Genomic DNA, 18,500 nt, shown 5'->3' with positions numbered 1-18,500 from the left:
GGGTGCATCTGCGCCCCTTGATCGCGCATCATGGGCACTTTCATGCTCAAGAGAAACGTCCATGCGCGTTCTGTCATTGATGATGGGTGTTACGACGCTGGCCGCCAGCCTGGTGTTTTGCGCCACGGCGTCGGCGAGCGAAGAGAGTCAATTGATCGACTCAATCAACCAGTACCGCAGCCAACTGCAACGCTGTGGCGACCAGGGCTCCCAGGAGCTGCCGCCACTGGCGGTCGACCCACGCCTGGTATTGCCGGTCAATAATGCCGGCGATTTGCAGCAGGACCTGGCCCAGGCGGCCTACCCGATGGTGAATGTCCAGGCGATCAGCCTGTCCGGGCCTCGCGACGCGCAATCGGCGATGAAAGCGGTGCGCGAGAGTTTCTGCCGCGTGGTGCTGGACCCGCAGTTCGTCGATATCGGCGTCAGCAACAATGGCCAGGACTGGCGCATTGTCCTCGCCCGTCCGCTGCTGAGCCGCGGCCTGGCCAGTTCCCAGGAGGCCGGCCCGCAACTGCTGGAGATGGTCAACGCCGCCCGCAAGCAACCGCGCCAATGTGGCGAGCAGGCTTTCGCCGCCACCACGCCACTGGCCTGGAACGCGCAACTGGCAAGCGCCGCCGACAGTCATGCACGCAACATGGCCAACCACAACTTCTTCGACCATCTGGACCGCGACGGCCGCACCCCGGGCGACCGCGCGGAGCTGGCTGGCTACGTGGCCCAGCAGGTCGGTGAAAATATTGCAGCGGGCCTGGATACGCCGCGCAAAGTGGTCGATGGCTGGCTCGCCAGCCCCGGGCACTGCGCCAACTTGATGAACCCGCAGTTTCGCGAATTGGGTGCCGCCTACGGGCTGGACCCGAAAAGCGATGCCGGGATTTACTGGACGGCACTTCTGGGCGTGCAGTAGCGCTGAACTGCCGGACATTGCCCGGGTCTGTTGTTTGATATTGCGGTGCCATATCGCAACGTGGGACGAACTAGGTGTTGAGTAGATGACAGACTGGCTACAAGGCTGCGGTGAAATGGCCGAACGGGTTCGCCGCCACGACTGGACCAACACGCCCCTGGGGCCGATGGACCAATGGCCGGATGTGCTCAAGACCACCGTGTCCTTGAGCCTGGCCTCCCACTTTCCCCAGGCGGTGGTGTGGGGCCCCGAGTTGACCACCCTGTACAACGACGCCTTCGTCCCGATCCTTGGTAGCAAACCCGATGCACTCGGCCAGCCCTTCAGTACCATCTGGCAGGAAGCCTGGAGCCAGATCAGCCCGATCGCCGATGCCGCATTTGCAGGCCACGCAACGTTTATCGAAGACTTCCCATTGATCGTCGAGCGTGGTGATGCGCCGGACCAGGCCTATTTCACGTTTTGCTACAGCCCGATCCGCGATGCCTGCGGCAACGTCGTGGGCATTCTCGATACCGTCACCGAAACTACAGGCTCGGTGTTCATGGCCCGCCGCCTCGCCGTGCTGGATGCGATTAGCAACGGTGTAGCCAATGCCACCGATCCTGCAGCGATCATGGCGGCCACCACACAGATACTGGCGACCCACCTGAACCTGTCCAACTGCGCCTATGCCGACATGGAGGCCGATGAAGACGGCTTTACCATTCGCGGCAACTGGGCTGCAGAAGGTTCGCCCAGCATTGTCGGGCACTACCGCCTGGCCGACTTCGGCCAATTGGCAGTCGAGCGCCTGCAGGCCGGTGAACCGTTGATCATTAATGACAACCTGACGGAACTGACGCCCGAGGAAGCCGCGACCTTCCAGGCTCTGGGTGTGACGGCGACGATTTGCATGCCGCTGATCAAGTCCGGACGCTTGACCGCGCTGATGGCCATTCACGACCGCGTGCCGCGCCGCTGGTCTTCCTACGACCTGGCGCTGCTGGGTGAGGTCACGGAGCGCTCCTGGGCGCATATCGAACGGGTGCGCGCCGATGCCATCGTCCGCGAGGGCTTGTCGGCACTGGCCGATTTGAATGCGACCCTGGAACAGCGGGTCGTGGAACGCACCACCCTGCTCAACCAGACCGAAGCGGCGTTGCGCCAGTCGCAGAAGCTTGAAGCCATCGGCCAGTTGACCGGTGGCGTGGCCCACGACTTCAACAACCTGCTGACGATCATCCGCTCGTCAGTCGACTTCCTGCGCATGCCCAACCTGCCCGAAGAACGCCGCCAGCGCTATATGAGCGCCGTGACCGATACCGTAGAGCGAGCCAGCAAGCTGACCAGCCAGTTGCTCGCCTTCGCCCGGCGCCAACCGCTGAACCCGCAAGTGTTCAATGTGGGCCAGCGCGTACAGAACATCGGCGACATGCTGGAGACGGTCACCGGCGCGCGAATCCATGTCAGCGTCCAATTGCCGGAACTGGCCTGTTACGTCTGCGCCGATTCCAGCCAATTTGAAACGGCCTTGATCAACATGGCCCTCAATGCCCGGGATGCGATGGACGGCCAGGGCACGCTGGTGCTGCGCCTGGACCGGGACCAGCCGTTGCCGTGCATACGCGGGCATGGCGGGTCAGGCAAACCCTTCGTGGCAATCTCCCTGGCAGACACTGGCAGCGGGATTGCCCAGGCGACCTTTGAACGCATCTTCGAGCCGTTCTTTACCACCAAGGAGGTCGGCAAGGGCACCGGGCTGGGGCTGTCGCAGGTGTTCGGGTTCGCCAAGCAATCGGGGGGCAACGTGGATGTGGCCAGTGTGCTCGGCCAGGGCACCGTGTTTACGTTGTACCTGCCACAAGTGGAGCCCGAGTCGATCCTCGACAACACGGTCCAGGCACCACTGGAACTGGACCCGGACGCCGCGCGGCGGCGCATCCTGATCGTGGAAGACAATCTGGAAGTAGGCCGCTTCGCCAACCAGATCCTGCAGGACCTGGGTTACCAGACCGTCTGGGCCACCCATGCCGAAGAAGCCCTGGAGATGATCGGCCCGGATGCCCGGGCGTTCGACGGGGTGTTTTCCGACGTGGTGATGCCAGGCATGGGTGGCGTAGCGCTGGCCCGTGAGTTGCGCCGACGCCGGCCCGACCTGCCGGTGATCCTGACGTCTGGCTACAGCGAGGAGCTGGCCAATTGTGGCTACGACGGCTTTGAGTTCCTGGCCAAACCCTACTCCGCCGACCAGATCTCCCGGGTGCTGGCCAAGATCATGGGCAAGGATTGAGGCTAGGACGCAACCGCCACCTGGTTGCGCCCCATGGCCTTGGCGCGGTACAGGGCTTTGTCAGCGGCATTCATCAAGTGCTGCAAGTCGTCACCCGCAGCATAGTTCGGGGCTACGCCCAGGCTCGCACTCAATCCCTGTACCGGGTCGATGGTCAAGCGCGCAATGGCGCGGATCAACTGTTCGCCGATGTCCTGTGCCACTTCCAGGGTGGTATTGGGTAGCAGCACCGCAAACTCCTCGCCCCCCAGGCGACCGTAGATATCCGACTGGCGAAAGGACGCTCTGATCACCTGGCCAATCTGGCGCAACACCTGATCGCCGGCCTGGTGGCCGTAGGTGTCGTTGATCGCCTTGAAGTGATCCATGTCCAGCATCAACGCGCATAGCGGCTGGTGAGTGCGCTTGCATTGGTCATAGAGCACCTGGGCATTTTCGAAGAACGCGCGGCGGTTCATCAAACCGGTGAGTTCATCGGTCTGGGCGGCGCGCGTTGAAATACTGTGGGCCCGCTCTATTTCGCGGGTCAGGCGAAACGCCGTCTCCAGGGCCTCGGACAATTTACGCGACGCCCCCACGACAAATGACGAGAACACCAGCACAGCAACAGCCATGCCCATTTGCATCTTGGAGGGTTGAAACAACAGCCACAGGGTGCACGGCAACAGCACCAGGGCCATGGACACTATGGTCATGTAACGGTAGGCCGAGTAGCACGACACCGCGCTGACCGACATGCCCACGGCAAAGAGCATGACCAGGGCCTGGGTCAGCCGGTCATCGGCGGGCATCACGGCAAAGGCCCCTGCCCCCCAGATCCCGGCCGACAGCACCAGGGTGATCCAGTAATGACGCTCCCAGCGCTGGGGCGTGCGCTCGCTGCGGGGGCTGCGAAAATACTGGAGGAACATCGACACACGCAGGAGCGACGAGCCTGCCAGCAATACCAGCCAACCGATCATCAGGCGGGGATCAAGCCGGTCCCAACACAGCCAGCACAGCATGCCCGCGGCCAGATAACTGCCAAAAACCGCAGAGAATGATTGGCTAAACAGCTGACGCAGGCGATCAGTGCGCACCTGCTCTTCGATGAAAAAATCCTGGTCCTGCTCACGCCCAAGGCCATTCATTTGGTTCGCCTGATCCTAGTGCTGCGACAAAATGGCATTGTGGCACCCTGCCAGCACTCAGGACAGCGAAATTCGTTGCAGGTACGCGGTAAAAGCCCGAGTTAAAGCCATCGGGCTACCGCAGGAGGCGGCTTGCTGGCGATCGCTGCAGCAGGTCCTTACAAGGAGTGCGACAAGGACCAGCGTTTTTTGAACGTCGAGAGCTGATAGGCAATCGCCAGCCAGATAAACCACCCCGGCATGACACACAGCGCCAATCGGGTATCAGGACGCAGCGCCAGCAGGCACAGGACGAACCCAAGGAACGCCAGGGAAAACCACGCCATCGGCACGCCACCCGGCATTTTGTAGTGTGACGCGGCATGCAGGTCAGGGCGTTTCTTACGGTAGGCGATGTAGGACGCCAGGATGGTCGACCAGGTAAAAATCACCAGAATCGCGGACACGGTGGAAACGATGGTAAACGCTGTCATGACCTCCGGGACGATGAACAGCAGCAATACGCCCAGCAGCATCAGGAAAGTGGTAAACGCCAGACTGACAAACGGAACGCTATTTTTCGACAATCGCTTGAACACCCCTGGCGCGCTGCCCAGGTCGGCCAGGCCGAACAGCATGCGGCTGGCGGAAAACACCCCACTGTTGGCCGAGGACGCCGCCGAGGTCAGCACCACAAAGTTGACGATACCGGCGGCTGCCGGAAAGCCGGCGATCAGGAACAACTCCACAAACGGGCTCTTGGTCGGTGACACCGCCTGCCACGAGGTGACCGCGATAATGCACGCCAGGGCCAGCACATAAAACAGGATGATGCGCAGCGGAATCGAGTTGATGGCCTTGGGCAAGGTTTTTTCCGGCGAGCGCGTTTCCGCTGCCGCTGTGCCAATCAGCTCGGTGCCGGCAAAAGAAAAGATCGCCATCTGGAAGCCGGCGAAGAACCCGAGCAAGCCGTTGGGAAACACCGCCTGTTTATCCAGGAGGTTGCCCAGCGACGCCGTTACGCCCGTGGGCGAGACAAATGAACTGCCGATCAGCAACACACTCACACCGATCAGCGTCACAACCGCGATGAGCTTGATGATCGCAAACCAGAACTCAACCTCACCGAACAACTTTACGGTCAGCACGTTCAAGGTAAACAGCGTCAGCATCATGCCTATGGCCGGCATCCAGGCCGGCACATTGGGGAACCAGTACTGGAAGAACCCGCCCACTACCACCGCGTCCCCGACCACCGCCACGCTCCAGCTCAACCAGTAGGACCAGCCAAGAAAAAACGCCGCGCGCGGCCCCAGGTACGCACCGGCAAAGTCCGCGAAGCTCTTGAAGTTCAGGTTGGATAACAGCAACTCGCCCATGGCCCGCATGACGAAATACACGAACAGGCCGATGATCATGTAGATCAGGATGATCGAGGTGCCAGACAAGGCAATGATCTTTCCCGAGCCCATGAACAGGCCCGTACCAATCGCGCCGCCCATGGCCATCAGTTGAATATGACGATTACTGAGGGTGCGTTGAAGCGCTGGCTTTTCCAGCCCGGGTGCAGATGTTTTCATCACAAAACCTCTTGCTCTTATGTTTTTGAGTTTTGGCAGAAAAATATCGAAGGTTTTTTATTGTTGGGGTCAACGTGGTTCGGACTTTGGGCGTTGAATCCTCAGGCGCGTTGGCTCTCGTAGCCGTGCAGCACATTGACCGCATTGATGCCGATCTCGTCGACCATATAGCCACCCTCCATCACAAACAGCGTGGGCACGCCGACGCTGGCGATGATCTCGCCCATGCCTAGAAAGTCATGGCTTTCCAACAGGAAATGGCTGATGGGATCGTCCTTGAACGTGTCGACACCCAGGGAGATCACCAATACTTGCGGGGCAAAGTCGCGCAGTTTTTTACAGGCATCGAGCAACGCACTTTTGTAGGCCTGCCAACTGGTGTTCTTGGGCAATGGATAGTTCAGGTTGAACCCTTCACCGGCACCCGTGCCCTGCTCCGTATGGAAACCTGAGAAGTACGGATAAGACACCGAAGGCTCGCCGTGCAGGGAGATAAACATCACATCCGGGCGGTCATAGAAGATGTTCTGTGTGCCATTGCCATGGTGAAAGTCCACATCCAGCACTGCCACCCGCTCCGCGCCCTGGGTAATTGCCTGTTGCGCGGCGATGGCGGCGTTGTTGAGGTAGCAATAACCGCCCATGTATTCGCGCGCAGCATGATGTCCAGGTGGGCGGCACAGGGCGAAGGCGCTGTCGTGGCCTTCATCGATCAAGGCCAGGCCTGTAAGCGCAATATCGGCGCTGGTCTTCACCGCGTCCCAGGTGTTGGCGGTGATCGGCGAACCGGCGTCCATGGCAAAAAAGCCGAGCTTGCCATCGATAAAGTCCGGCACCTGTTGATTGGCCAAGTCGCGTACCGGCCAGACCAGGGGTAAAGCGTCATGGCTGCGGCCTACGGCTGTCCACTGTGCCCAGGCGGTTTCAAGGAAGGATACGTAGCGCTCGCTGTGGGCGTTGACGTAGCAGGCACGATCAAACGTGCGCGGCACGATGATATCGCCCAAGCCGACATGCCTGACCCGATCACGCACGGTATCGGCCCGGCTCGGCTGTTCGAAGGACGGCTTGAGGACACCATCTTTCAGTTCGGTGCCATGGTGCAAACGGTGGGAATCGCTGAAAACAGTCAACATGGGAAGATATCCGCCTAATGAGGTTCAGGCGTCTATTTTGTTCGGGGCTTGAGGGGCTTTCTTTGCTTTTACTTCTCGCAATGCTAGCTTTATCGGGAATATTTCCTCAAAAAAAAGACAATGAAGAAAAATCTATCCAACCGCCCCACGCTTGACGACACCGACCTGGCCATCCTCGCGCTGCTGCAAGAAGACGCGAGCATTTCCAACGCTGAATTGAGCGAACGCCTGTCCTTGAGCCTCACGCCGTGCTGGCGCCGACGCAAACGTCTGGAGGAAGAAGGCGTGATCAAGGATTACCAGGCCAACCTGGACCGTCGCAAGCTGGGGCTTGATATCATGGCATTTGTCCACATCCGCTTCTCCACCCATACCGACCACACGCCCGAGGCCTTCGAGGCCGTGATCAAGCAACTGCCGCAGGTGCAGGCCTGCCACAAGATCACCGGCGATGCCGATTATCTGTTGCAGGTATTGGCCGAAGATCTGGATAGCTACAGCGACTTTGTCGAAAGCGTGCTGCGGCGCCAGTTGGGGATTGCCTCGATCCAGTCGAGCCTGGCGCTGCGCGAGGTGAAGACCACCAGCCGGGTGGCGATTCCAGGGCGTCGGGATAAGTGAGGGAGGGCTGCGAGCCTAAAGACTCGCGCGCATCTGCCGATAGCGAAATCCTGACAACGCTTCACTCGTAAGCGTCCGTCACTAGCAAAAAGCAATAAACAGTCAATATATTCGGATTAACTAGGACGGTTTCAAATGATTTTTTTGGTTATCGCCGCCGTTGGGGCACTGTTTGTTTTTTACAAGCTATGGGCCGCAGTCCCGTCAGAGCAAAAGTATGAAAAGTTCAGCGCAGTCTCATCTTTTTTCACATTGGCGGTTGCCTTTAGTGCAGCATTCGTTGCCTACGATCAGTTGAATGAATCGAAACTGGCTTCGGCCAAGTCGATCTACAAAGACTACATTTCCCTGGCCTTTGCAAACCCGAATTTTTCCGCAGCCTCCTACCCGATTGAGTCGCCGAAATTTGAGAGCTTTAAGCCGGGCAGCGAGGAATATGAAAAATATGAGTACTTTGTTGGGTTCTTGCTGTACTCCGCCGAATCGATCTTGCCGCTGGTGGGCGATGATGAAAACTGGTACTCAACATTGAGCGACCAGTTGATGTACCACGCGCTTTATCTGAAAAGCGGCAAGGCCAATATCGAGAATTACTCACCACAAATCGACAGCATCGTGAATGAAGCAATAAGGCGCTATGAGGAAGAGGCCCTCGAGAAACGCGTACAACCGTCGTAGCCGTGAACGAGTCCGTCTCTACGCAGTTCGTGGGTCTTCAATCCTGAGCCATGGCCAACGAGCCTGATAGCTCCTGGCCTTGTGCTCGAATAGCTCTGGCTGCGGGGTGATGGGGTTGAGCCGAAGTATTCCCTGCTCGGCGTCGGCCAGGCCGTAGGGCGCATAGATTTCCCCCGTGTCCACGGCCAAGGCGATGCAAGTGCCCGCCACCAAGTAGCGATCTACCCCACCCCGGGCTGTGTGCAATTGCGGGTAAGGCATGCCGAACCGCTGCGGATACCAGAGGTGTACACGCGCCTGGTTCTTCACTTCAATGTTTACATCCAGATCGCGCAAGAGCTCACTGGCGCGCTCAATCACCTCATTCTCGGCTTCCCAGGACATATCGGTGTCAAAGTAGAACACGTCGTAATCCTTCACCCCCCAATCGGGGCTCAGCCCGGCCTGATGATTCCACACCGCCTGGAACAGGCAACCTGCCGTCAGCAGGCATTGGTCCAGGCCAAGGGCTGGCAGGCGCGCCACCAGTTCAGCGTTGATGGGGTTGACCATCGCCAGTTCGACCAGCCTCTGGGCCGTCAATTTCATACGCATTCCCTTGCCGTTACTGCATGTTGAAAACCCAGGTTATACCAGAGTCTCATCAACCCTTGAGCGCCGCCTCAATGCCGGCGATGTCGATTTTCACCATGCCCATCATTGCATTGAATGCGCGCTTGGCCGCCGCAGGATCGGGATGGATGATCGCTGCCGTGAGCACGCGCGGGGTGATTTGCCAGGACAGGCCCCACTTGTCACGGCACCAGCCACAGGCAACCTCCTCGCCGCCGTTGCCGACAATCGCTTGCCACAGGCGATCCGTTTCGGCCTGGTCGTCAGTGGCCACCTGGAATGAGAACGCCTGGTTGTGCTGGGTACCCGGCCCGCCATTGAGGCCCAGGCACGGGATGCCCATGACGGTGAATTCCACGGTCAGGACATCGCCTTGCTTGCCCGCGGGATAATCGCCCGGCGCTGTGTGCACGGCATCTACGGTGCTGTCCGGGAAGGTGGCGGCGTAGAATCTGGCAGCCTCCAGAGCTGTGCCGTCGAACCAGAGGCAGATGGTGTTTTTGTAGGCCATCGGGATGCTCCAAGAAGGCAATTGACTGTTTCAGTCTAGCCCCTGCAATCCCCTTCACACCTGCGTTGTTCGCAGGATGGCCTGATCGGCTGGAGCGGTGCATCAACCCGGCTCATAACGTGCTCCAAGTTAGACCGATCAGGAACGCCAGAAGCCAGAAAACCATAGCGCTTGAAGCGTATGTTGGTAAATGGAAGCATCTGAAGGACCGAACCTTGATAGATCAGCGAGTGTCTGACGCATGAGTATTCATCCATCAACTGATTGAATCCTGTTCCTGCGTCACCAACGGTCTCTGCATTGATGACCAGCAGGTCAAACACATCCAGCGCGTTGTCCAGCAACGCGATCAATTCTGGCAACGAAGAGACCGGTACGATCCGGTGATATCCCAAAGAACCGAGGTCTTTCTCGATGCTCATTCGCCGCCCTGGATCGGTATCGACCAGCACGATGCGCAAACGCGGATTTGACATGGGAAGCCCCTACTTGCGAATCATCATAGAGTGTTGTGCGACGCCAGCTTCGTTGCCAGCCAGGGCAACACAGATGCAGTGCTCATGGGGCGTGCACAGAGATAACCCTGGCCTTGTTGGCAGCCCAGCTTGAGCAGTTGTTGGCGCTGGCTGTCGTGCTCGACACCTTCGACCACGACCATCATGTCCAGCGCGGTCGCCAATGCCAAGGTGCTGCTGATCACTGCGCGGTTACGGGGGCTGGAATCCAGATCGCGGGCAAAACTGGCGTCTAGCTTGATTTCGGTAAACGGCAACTGGCACAGACGCTCCAGCGAGGAGTAGCCGATGCCGAAGTCATCAATGGACAGGCCGGCACCCATCATCCGCAAGCGGATCAGGGTTTCAAGCACGCCGGGCGAGACCTCCAGCAAGCCGCTTTCGGTGATTTCGAAAGTCAGCCGCGACGCCGGGATGGCGTGGCGCTCCAGCACTTCGCACAGGCGGGGGAGCAAGGATTCGTGAGCCAGTTGCGCGGCTTCCAGATTGAACGCCAGCGACAGCATGTACCCTTGATCCTGTGCCTCCCGCAAGAACGTCAGCGCTTGCTCGATCAGGGCAAAAAACAACTCATCCATCAAGTCGAACCGGCTGATCAACGGCAGGAAATCCGCCGGGCACAATACGCCGTGCTGTGGATGTTGCCAGCGCGCCAGCACTTCAAGGCTGCCGACTTCGCCCGTCAGTAAATTGAACTTGGGTTGAAGGAAAGCCTGAACTTCAGAACGTGCAATAGCGTGCTCCAGGCAAGCCTTGCTGGCGAGTACATGCCCCGCCTCCCTGGCGACTTGAGACGCAGGAGCCACCGTCGTTTCCAGATAGCGCGTCAACATCGAAGCAATCGCACCCGCTCGCACCGGGACATCGACATAACCCAGGACGCCGACCCCAAGCAGGCCGATCATGCGTTCGATGGCGTCATGCAGATCCTGGGTGTGCCCACTGCAGATGATGGCGGACTTGACCTGAAGAGTGCGACTGAGCACTTCAAGGACCGTCAACCCTTGCATACCCTCTTTCTTCAAGGTGCAGAGCACGATATCCACCGGCCCTGCACGATCAAGCAACGCGAGCGCAGCGGCCAGATCGGCCGCAGCCATCACCCAATCACACCCCGCCTCCTTAAATGCCTGAGTAGCTACCAGTTGCTTGAAGGGATGCTCCTCGACGACCAGAACGCGGATGGGAAGAAAGGACATGACAAATCACACATGAGATGGGAATGCGCCCATTCTCACGGCGCCTCTTGCCGGCGTATCTAGGAAGACTCCTAAATGGAAATAGAAAACTCCATGCATTTATCGGAAGTTTCCGGTGATGGATGGAAAGTTCTCCAAAACCGACTTCAGCCTAATCTTTTGAGCTCCGCGCTCAGTGTCACCATGGCTTGTGTCAAGGCCGTGACGGCGGTTTCAAGCTGGGCCGGCTCCCTGATTTGGCAAGCCGCCTCCAGGCGGGTGCAGTGGATGATGACGTTTTGCCCACCCACGATCCTGCCCCCCCCCTTGACCCGATGAGCCAGCTCGGCAAGCACTTTAAGATCTCCTGTGCCATAGCCTTCGAGCAATCGCACCCTGTCGCTGTCCAGGCTGTCTGCCAGGTCCCGCACCAGCGTGCTGATTGCCTGTTCGTCGCCTCTAGCCAATTGCCTCAAGGTACTCAGATCAAGTGTCTGGCCTTGTCCCAACTGCGCCACCTGAAGTTCGGCCGCCAGTGTCCTGGGGCGAGCCGATACCAGGCGCTCGCTCAGATCGCGAAGGCTGATGGGCTTGAACAGGCAGTCGTCCATGCCGGAATCCAGGCAGCGCTGTTTCTCTTCCGGCAGCGCATTAGCGGTAAGGCCGATAATCAGGCAACGGGGCAACTGCAAGCGCGCCTCTTCTGCGCGGATAGCGCTAGCCAGGTCATAACCGTTCATTATCGGCATATGGCAATCGGAGATCACCACATCAAAGGCGCCCTTGCGCCAAGCGCGCAACCCATGGGCGCCGTCCTCGGAATCACTGACATCGTGCCCCAGGTAAGTCAGTTGCTGGGACAGCAGCACACGGTTGGCCGGGTAATCATCTACCACCAGCGCCCGCAGACGTCTGGCGGGTTGCACCGGCTCAACCAGAGGTACAGCTGCCGGTGCTACCGGCTCAAGGATCGGCAACCTTAGCGCCACCGAGACATCGGTACCCCCTCCCAGGCTGCTGGTTAGGGACAACTGGCCATGCATCATCTCGCACAAGGTACGGGTAATCGTCAGACCCAGACCGGAGCCAGTACGCATCGTATCAGCAGGGTTGCCCACCTGGCTGAATGGGCTGAACAATCGGGCCTGATCGTCCTGGGAAATACCGATCCCGGTGTCCATCACGTTGAAGATCAGGTCCAACTCCTCGCCGCCCCCGACCACGACACAACGTAGTGAGAAGCGCACTTCGCCGATAACGGTGAACTTGATCGCATTGCTCAGCAGGTTCGAGAGGATTTGCTTGAGGCGCAGCGAATCCACCCACACGTCGCAGTCGGCGCGACTGTCGAGTTCGACCCGCAGGTCCAGGAATTTTTGCTGTGCCACCCCGTCGAAAATTCGTGCCACCGAACGAGACAACTCCTGCAGATTCACCCGCCCCGGAGCCAGGTTCAATTGCCCGGACTCAATGCGCACAATGTCGAGGATATCGCCGATCAGGTCCACCAGGCCGTTGGCGGCGCTAGACGCGACGTCCAGCGAAACCTGGTCGACAATCCCCTGTTCGGCACGTTTGGATGCCATTTCCAGCATGCCCAGCACCGCGTTCATCGGCGTGCGGATCTCATGGCTCATGGTTGCCAGGAAAGTCGTCTTCGCCTTGTTGGCATCCTCGGCTTCCTTTTGCGAGGCTTTGAGCTGGTCAACCAATTGCTGACGGTCGCTGACATCGATCCACCCCGCCATCACACCGATCGCGTTGCCTTGGGTATCAAAGCACGGAAATATCCAGTGAAAAATCGCTACCGTCTGACCAAAGGGTGCGACCAGGATCCCGCCGCCGATTTCAGGCAAGCGATTGCGCATCACTTTGAGGTAGAACGCATGATATTGCGCGGCCTCATCCGGGGCCATGTGTTTGCCGTCGGTTACCTTCTTGCCCAGCAACTGATCCAGGTCCGTGGACAGGAAATCTAGATAGCTGTCGTTGCACGCAACCAGCCGCCCCTGAGCGTCACGGATAAATACCGGCTGTGGTGTGTTATCGAGCATTGATCGCATTGCGGCCACTTGGGCGGCCAGTACTCGGTTGCCATCCAGCCTGCGCCGTCGCCAGAACACACAGGCACCATGCCAGCAAACTATCGAGACAAGACTGGTCAACGCCATGAGCAGGTAGAACCCTGTGTCGGCGCCGGTGTGCACTTTGAAGCTCAAATCAAATTCATGGGGGCCGACCGACGCTGACAGCGTCTCGCCCTGGGCCAAAGGCAGACTGGCCAGCAGTGTGGCGGCGAGAAAAAACCTGACGCGGCTCATCACACAATACTGTTGCGCTTGGCCACTTCCGCCAGCGAAACTACTGAGGTGACCTCAAACCGCTCCAGCAGCCGGGTTTTATAGGTGCTGATGGTTTTGTTGCTGAGCAGCATTGAATCGCCTATTTCCTTGTTGCTGCGGCCCTGCGCCAGGTGCTTGAAAATCACCAACTCGCGGTCCGACAGGCTGTCGATGACCCGAGCCTCATCAATCTCATTGTCGCTGCGGCGCACCGAACCGATGGTCAGGTTGGGAAAATGGGTGTAACCAGACATCAGCACATTGACCGCACGCTGTAAGTCATCCAGATCATCGACCTTGGACAGAAAGCCCGCCGCACCGGCCACCATGCAGCGCTTGAGGTACAAAGCAGGTTCCAGGGAAGTGAGGACCAGAATCCGCGTGCCAATATTCAAGTCGACAATCCGGCGTATGGCCTCCAGACCATCGAGCTTGGGCATCGAGATATCCAGCACAACCAGATCAGGCTGCAACTGGCGAGCCTGCTGCACGGCATCCGCACCGTCGGCGGCCTCGACGATCACGTCAAAATGCTCGTACTGCAAGACCATTTTCACGGTTGCACGCACGATGGGATGATCATCCACGACCAACGCTTTACGCATAGTTACCTCACTTATCCAATTTGCCAAAGTGACAAAGACGTCGAGGGAGGAATATCAAGTGACGGGAATGCCGTACAAGCATAGTCCGCTCCACATCGGCCCTATTATTTTTATTCAACAGCGGGTGCGGTACTGCCCAACCAGTGCAGGAGCCGTTTGGCCGTCATCGGCTTGGCTAGGTGAAACCCCTGGGCAAATGTGCCGCCCATGGCAATCACAGTATCCTGGATAGCTTGGCTGCTGACACCTTCGACCATCAGGCTCATGCCAACGGCCCTGGACAGGGCAACGCTGGTTGCCAGCATCGCCCGACTGTTTTCGTCCGACAGCTCCTCAACCAATGAAGCGTCGAGTTTGAGTTGGTTGAACGGCAGTTGGCAGAGCAAGGTCAGGGAAGAAAACCCCACGCCGAAATCATCGATGGACAAACCACACCCCAACCCCTTTAGACGCAATAGGCTGGCCATGGTCGCCAGGCTCATGTCCAGCAAACCGTTTTGGGCTATCTCAAACGACACCGCACTGCCCGGCAACTTGCGCTCGATCAAGGCGGCCTCGACGTAGCTCGGCAGATCGAAGCTGGCCAACTGCGAAGCATGCAGGTTAAACGCCACTTCCAGATGCCTACCGCCCTGCCCCAAGGCATCGAGCAAATCCAGGCCCTGGCTAAACACCTGCTTGAACATGTCATCGATCAAGTCGTACGCCAGCACCGCCGAGAGAAAATCCCTAGGCAACAACACCCCGCGACTGGGGTGTTCCCAACGCACCAGCGCCTCGACGCCACACAATGCCTCGCGCCGCAGATCAAACTTGGGCTGGAACCAGGCGTTGAACTGCCCGGCGGCAAGGCCTTGCCTGACTTCGTACTCGGTGGGCAGCTTGAACAGGATCGCTGGGAGCGTATGGGACATGGTTTTACGGCGGATATAGTGAGTCAAAATCAAATGCCACTGCTGGACGGGTGCATCCGGCCCGACCACACCCGCCAGGCTGATCCTGGCGAATAGATTGATCCGCTCCAAGGCGCGATGCAGTTGCGGTGCAAGCGCCGAGCACAGCACCACGGCACTGACCAGACCGTCCCTGGCAGCCGCCAGCAGAAAGTCGAAACGCGCCAATGTGTCGTTGTTGAGTTCACATACTACAATGTCCACACCGTCAACCTGGCGCAGGATCGCCATCGCCTTATCGCAGTGGCTGGCCTGATAGACCGCCCGCGTGCCCAGCGCGCCGAGTGATGCAACCTTGAGCTTGCGCGAAGACAGCTGGGCATCGAGCACCAGTACTCGCAACGACATCATTGAACGCACTCCAGACAGATCAGGCCGATTACTTGAAGGTGATATCCACGGTCGCGGAGGCCGTGAAAGGCCCCACCCTGGGGGTTGTACTGAGCCATTTTAGCCCGGCCGTGAAACGGTTTTGCACCACGCTGCCATTGACCAGGCCCAGGTCGACGATACGGTTCATGACAATCGGCACAGTGGGTGCCGTCGCCCGCGCCAACACGATGCCAAAGCCACTGTTGCTGGCAGGCAGGATGGTGGTCTGGTCGCGAACTGTGTAAGTGGTACTGAACGCCGCCTGCATCGTCGCGCCAGGGCAGGCCTGGCCATTATCGACACTGCTCATGTTCACGTTGACCGAGAATGGCACCTGTTTTTCTATCTTGTTGAGCACCGCGTTCTTCTGTGAGATAGACCCAAAGCCAACGGTTGCACCGCTGTTTCCGGTGACGGTGATGGTCGGCTGGCAGGACGTGAACGACACAGTGTTGAGGCCTGACAGTGTGGTTGCAAAATTGCTGGCCGGTAAGTTGCCAAACGTATCGTTGCCTCCTGCCAGCCTGAGCACTGTCAGGGTGCCAGGGTTGGCTATTTTGCCGCTGCCCGGCGGGGTTATTCCGGTCAACTTAACGTACACCTGAAATGACACACTGATGGGTAGCGCGTAGTAACGGTTGTAACCAGTCATTGTGCTGCCTGGCTCGCAGAACGGCGTGCAGTTTACGGCCGTCCCAAGGTTGATTCTGGAGCCGTGGGAAGCCTTGGTGTTGCGCCCCAGATAAGTCACACCGACTTCCAGGGACCGATCCAGCCCTGACACCGTGCTGATTGGATCTAGAAAAAAAAACGCCTTGAGTGTGTCTTCATTCAGACTGTTTGGCCGTTCAGAACACATAAACTGCCGACTTATCGTTGCCGAGCGCCAGATCTCCGCACCGGCCCTCACCTGGGCTGGCGTGACCTTTATCGCACCCATGTTAAGTACCTCGGTGGAGCCGCCGAGAGCAGTGCTGCAGGTCATGGACAAAGCCACTTGGGACCAGCACATAGCCAATAACAGAGCCAGCAACTTCAGGGTATTTTCAAACGTAGACTTCATGGCAGCGGTGCCTCGGGGACGGTGTTGCAGATCAGTGAAACGGTGTCATAGCCCTGGGTAGGTTGCGCCATGTTGCCGGGATTGCCCGGCAACACTAATGAACAGGCGTCCCCTGCCCCGCTGCCCCACTTCACCAGCAGGCGGTCGCCATCGGCGACACCGGAAATAAAGATTTCGCCATCAGTGCCCACCACGCCGTTGCTTCTGCCGTCATGGCCAAACACGGTAGCGCCTATCGGCGGGACCGAGCCGTCGGGACGCTTGCTGTGCACCAACACGTTACGGCCTTGGTGGGTATCAAACTTGACGCGTACGATCGCACCGCGGGTGGGCACCACATCTCGTGCTGGCATGGGGATTTCCAGGCCCGCACCGATATCTTCGGTGCGCAGGCCCACGCGGTTCTGCCGGTAAGGCATCGCGGATGTCATCACTGCAAAGCCGGATTTGTCGATAGCGGCGCCACCCTGGTTGTCCAGGCCCACGCCCTCGGCACCTTTGGCCTCCACCAGCACCAGGGTGTTATGCAACGGCTGGGTCAAAGTCGCACCGCCTTCATGTACCACCAGACCGCCCGCCATACCCAGGGATGTCTGCTGGTATTGGCGACCGTAGCTGTGGTTGAAGTCCACGTTTCCTTTGCTGCCCTGGTAACCGAGGTTCACCGAACTGTTGCTGCCTGCCTGCGCGTTATGGCTGACCTGGGCGCCATAGTTCAAACGACTGTCATCAAGCAGCGTGCCATTGATGCCGGTGTTGTAGGTCGTGCCTGTGCGCTTGGTATGGCTGACGCTGGAACTGGAGTTGATGTAGCGCCCACCCGTTCCTAATGGCAGCGACAGCGTGAGATTCACACTGCGCTCGCCATAGACCATATTGCTGCGGGTGTCCTGGACGAACAGGCCGTAACTGATGTTTTCATAGGCACTATTGAAACCAGCCTGCACGGTCCGGTCCTGCCCGACTTCGCCCCAGTAACTCTGATTGCTGATATTGAGGTAGAGACTGGAAACATCACCGATTCTCTGGTTCACCGACAGGTCCAGACGCTGGCGTTTGTTGTTGAAACTGCTGGCGTAGTAGCTGCGCTGGCGCGCCTCGGTCCATTCGGGCACGCCACGGTAGTTCTGGCTGTCGTCCAGGTAGTCATGGCGGTATACACCCGAGTCCCAGCGGTCACGCTCGGCGACAGCGTCGTTGAAGTCGTAGTAGCCGGCCGTGGAATAGCGGTAGCCGGCCAGACGGAACTCGGTGCCCAAAGTGTTCAAGGACTTGGAGTACAGAAAGCGCACGCTTTGCCCGCGCTTGTTATCCCGGCTGGCAAGATCCGTATCCGACAACGACAGGTCGAGGGACAACGCCCCCCAGGCGCCCAGGTTCTTGCCGACGCCCACAACCCCAGCCCGGTAGTTCTGCGCCACCAGCACACCACCATAGGGCGTGATATCTCGCGATAAGCCTCGGGCCACGCCTGCCTGGATAAAGTTCGGCTGGTACTGGCTACGCCCGTCACGGTAACGGCCCAGATTCAGTTGGTAGTCGGTGATACCGTCGCGCAGCATGTTGGGCACGGCCGAGTAAGGTACGGTAAACACCTTTTTCGTACCGTCGGCCTCGATCACACTGACCTGCAAGTCACCGCTGAGGGTGCCGGGATACACATCGTTCAAGGCAAAGGGGCCAGCAGGCACTTGTGTACTGTAGACGGTGTAGCCGTTCTGACGGATTTCGACCCGGGCATTGCTGGCCGCCACGCCGCGAATCACCGGAGCATAGCCACGCAGGCTTTCCGGCAGCATTTCGCTGCTGCTTGCCAACTGCACGCCGCTGAACGAGAAGCTATCGAAAATGACGTTACCGGTACTGCCCTGGCCGATCATCAAGCGGCTGCGCCAGGACACAATATCGGTCTCTGCTGTTGGCGCTGATTTAAAACTGACCCACCCTGCCGACTGAAAATTGACCCAGGACGGATTGCTGATTTTTGCCCCAGCAATTGTGGATAAGCTTAGCAGCAGTGTTCCGATTCAAGACCATCAA

General features: G+C 58.8%; 16 protein-coding genes. 4 read left to right on the top strand and 12 right to left on the bottom strand.

The genetic code is table 11. From position 1 onward, the window contains the following. Positions 1-61: 61 nt before the first annotated feature. Entirely contained in the window at positions 62-913 is an 852-nt protein-coding gene (locus tag FIV38_RS26460) for a CAP domain-containing protein (RefSeq protein WP_029295102.1), read from the top strand. Between the two features lie 85 nt (positions 914-998). Then, entirely contained in the window at positions 999-3,185 is a 2,187-nt protein-coding gene (locus tag FIV38_RS26455; RefSeq protein ID WP_092236177.1) for a response regulator, read from the top strand. 2 nt (positions 3,186-3,187) lie between these two features. Here the strand turns inward: FIV38_RS26455 and FIV38_RS26450 are convergent, their stop codons facing one another. The 3 genes from FIV38_RS26450 to FIV38_RS26440 all read right to left on the bottom strand — a co-directional run bounded on the left by FIV38_RS26450 (position 3,188) and on the right by FIV38_RS26440 (position 7,010). Continuing rightward, entirely contained in the window at positions 3,188-4,315 is a 1,128-nt protein-coding gene (locus FIV38_RS26450) for a GGDEF domain-containing protein (RefSeq protein WP_070994955.1), read from the bottom strand. 158 nt (positions 4,316-4,473) lie between these two features. Further along, positions 4,474-5,874, bottom strand: a complete 1,401-nt coding sequence (locus FIV38_RS26445) for an amino acid permease (protein WP_092236175.1) — start codon at positions 5,872-5,874, stop codon at positions 4,474-4,476. A gap of 101 nt (positions 5,875-5,975) precedes the next feature. Beyond that, positions 5,976-7,010, bottom strand: a complete 1,035-nt coding sequence (locus FIV38_RS26440) for a histone deacetylase family protein (protein ID WP_092236172.1) — start codon at positions 7,008-7,010, stop codon at positions 5,976-5,978. Between the two features lie 120 nt (positions 7,011-7,130). Between FIV38_RS26440 and FIV38_RS26435 the strand changes: the two genes are divergently transcribed. Both FIV38_RS26435 and FIV38_RS26430 read left to right on the top strand, forming a co-directional pair. After that, the gene (locus FIV38_RS26435; RefSeq protein WP_070994957.1) at positions 7,131-7,631 is read left to right on the top strand and encodes an Lrp/AsnC family transcriptional regulator; all 501 of its coding nucleotides are present in this window, start codon (positions 7,131-7,133) and stop codon (positions 7,629-7,631) included. Positions 7,632-7,766: 135 nt separating this feature from the next. Then, positions 7,767-8,309 (top strand): hypothetical protein, encoded by a 543-nt coding sequence (locus tag FIV38_RS26430; RefSeq protein ID WP_092236169.1) that lies wholly within the window; start codon positions 7,767-7,769, stop codon positions 8,307-8,309. A gap of 18 nt (positions 8,310-8,327) precedes the next feature. On the opposite strand, the gene FIV38_RS26425 is transcribed toward FIV38_RS26430, so the two are convergent. The 9 genes from FIV38_RS26425 to FIV38_RS26385 form a co-directional block, all read right to left on the bottom strand. Then, positions 8,328-8,897, bottom strand: coding sequence for a nucleotidyltransferase family protein (locus FIV38_RS26425; protein WP_092236167.1), 570 nt, complete (start codon positions 8,895-8,897; stop codon positions 8,328-8,330). 55 nt (positions 8,898-8,952) lie between these two features. After that, entirely contained in the window at positions 8,953-9,432 is a 480-nt protein-coding gene (locus FIV38_RS26420; protein ID WP_070994961.1) for a VOC family protein, read from the bottom strand. A gap of 35 nt (positions 9,433-9,467) precedes the next feature. Beyond that, the gene (locus tag FIV38_RS26415; protein ID WP_070994962.1) at positions 9,468-9,908 is read right to left on the bottom strand and encodes an ANTAR domain-containing protein; all 441 of its coding nucleotides are present in this window, start codon (positions 9,906-9,908) and stop codon (positions 9,468-9,470) included. A gap of 23 nt (positions 9,909-9,931) precedes the next feature. After that, positions 9,932-11,146 (bottom strand): EAL domain-containing response regulator, encoded by a 1,215-nt coding sequence (locus tag FIV38_RS26410; protein WP_092236161.1) that lies wholly within the window; start codon positions 11,144-11,146, stop codon positions 9,932-9,934. 146 nt (positions 11,147-11,292) lie between these two features. Then, the gene (locus FIV38_RS26405) at positions 11,293-13,446 is read right to left on the bottom strand and encodes an ATP-binding protein (RefSeq protein WP_070994964.1); all 2,154 of its coding nucleotides are present in this window, start codon (positions 13,444-13,446) and stop codon (positions 11,293-11,295) included. Continuing rightward, a complete protein-coding gene (locus tag FIV38_RS26400) occupies positions 13,446-14,072 on the bottom strand; it encodes a response regulator transcription factor (RefSeq protein WP_070994965.1) in 627 nt (208 codons plus the stop codon). The genes FIV38_RS26405 and FIV38_RS26400 overlap by 1 nt, the downstream gene beginning before the upstream one ends. Before the next feature lie 110 nt (positions 14,073-14,182). Beyond that, entirely contained in the window at positions 14,183-15,376 is a 1,194-nt protein-coding gene (locus FIV38_RS26395; RefSeq protein ID WP_070994966.1) for an EAL domain-containing response regulator, read from the bottom strand. 28 nt (positions 15,377-15,404) lie between these two features. Beyond that, a complete protein-coding gene (locus FIV38_RS26390; protein WP_092236158.1) occupies positions 15,405-16,460 on the bottom strand; it encodes a fimbrial protein in 1,056 nt (351 codons plus the stop codon). After that, positions 16,457-18,361 carry a fimbria/pilus outer membrane usher protein gene (locus FIV38_RS26385; RefSeq protein WP_235861036.1) on the bottom strand — a complete coding sequence of 635 codons (1,905 nt, stop codon included), beginning with the start codon at positions 18,359-18,361 and terminating at the stop codon, positions 16,457-16,459. Before FIV38_RS26385 ends, FIV38_RS26390 begins: the two co-directional genes overlap by 4 nt. Positions 18,362-18,500 lie beyond the last annotated feature (139 nt).

This window comes from Pseudomonas proteolytica, assembly GCF_007858275.1.
Lineage (GTDB): Bacteria > Pseudomonadota > Gammaproteobacteria > Pseudomonadales > Pseudomonadaceae > Aquipseudomonas > Aquipseudomonas proteolytica.
This window is presented reverse-complemented; position numbering and strand designations above follow the sequence as displayed.

Excerpts from the sequence above, each read along its gene's own strand:
- FIV38_RS26460 (WP_029295102.1), top strand. The coding sequence starts at position 62 with ATGCGCGTTCTGTCATTGATGATGGGTGTTACGACGCTGGCCGCCAGC.
- FIV38_RS26455 (WP_092236177.1), top strand. The coding sequence starts at position 999 with ATGACAGACTGGCTACAAGGCTGCGGTGAAATGGCCGAACGGGTTCGC.
- FIV38_RS26450 (WP_070994955.1), bottom strand. The coding sequence starts at position 4,315 with ATGAATGGCCTTGGGCGTGAGCAGGACCAGGATTTTTTCATCGAAGAG.
- FIV38_RS26445 (WP_092236175.1), bottom strand. The coding sequence starts at position 5,874 with ATGAAAACATCTGCACCCGGGCTGGAAAAGCCAGCGCTTCAACGCACC.
- FIV38_RS26440 (WP_092236172.1), bottom strand. The coding sequence starts at position 7,010 with ATGTTGACTGTTTTCAGCGATTCCCACCGTTTGCACCATGGCACCGAA.
- FIV38_RS26435 (WP_070994957.1), top strand. The coding sequence starts at position 7,131 with ATGAAGAAAAATCTATCCAACCGCCCCACGCTTGACGACACCGACCTG.
- FIV38_RS26430 (WP_092236169.1), top strand. The coding sequence starts at position 7,767 with ATGATTTTTTTGGTTATCGCCGCCGTTGGGGCACTGTTTGTTTTTTAC.
- FIV38_RS26425 (WP_092236167.1), bottom strand. The coding sequence starts at position 8,897 with ATGAAATTGACGGCCCAGAGGCTGGTCGAACTGGCGATGGTCAACCCC.
- FIV38_RS26420 (WP_070994961.1), bottom strand. The coding sequence starts at position 9,432 with ATGGCCTACAAAAACACCATCTGCCTCTGGTTCGACGGCACAGCTCTG.
- FIV38_RS26415 (WP_070994962.1), bottom strand. The coding sequence starts at position 9,908 with ATGTCAAATCCGCGTTTGCGCATCGTGCTGGTCGATACCGATCCAGGG.
- FIV38_RS26410 (WP_092236161.1), bottom strand. The coding sequence starts at position 11,146 with ATGTCCTTTCTTCCCATCCGCGTTCTGGTCGTCGAGGAGCATCCCTTC.
- FIV38_RS26405 (WP_070994964.1), bottom strand. The coding sequence starts at position 13,446 with ATGAGCCGCGTCAGGTTTTTTCTCGCCGCCACACTGCTGGCCAGTCTG.
- FIV38_RS26400 (WP_070994965.1), bottom strand. The coding sequence starts at position 14,072 with ATGCGTAAAGCGTTGGTCGTGGATGATCATCCCATCGTGCGTGCAACC.
- FIV38_RS26395 (WP_070994966.1), bottom strand. The coding sequence starts at position 15,376 with ATGATGTCGTTGCGAGTACTGGTGCTCGATGCCCAGCTGTCTTCGCGC.
- FIV38_RS26390 (WP_092236158.1), bottom strand. The coding sequence starts at position 16,460 with ATGAAGTCTACGTTTGAAAATACCCTGAAGTTGCTGGCTCTGTTATTG.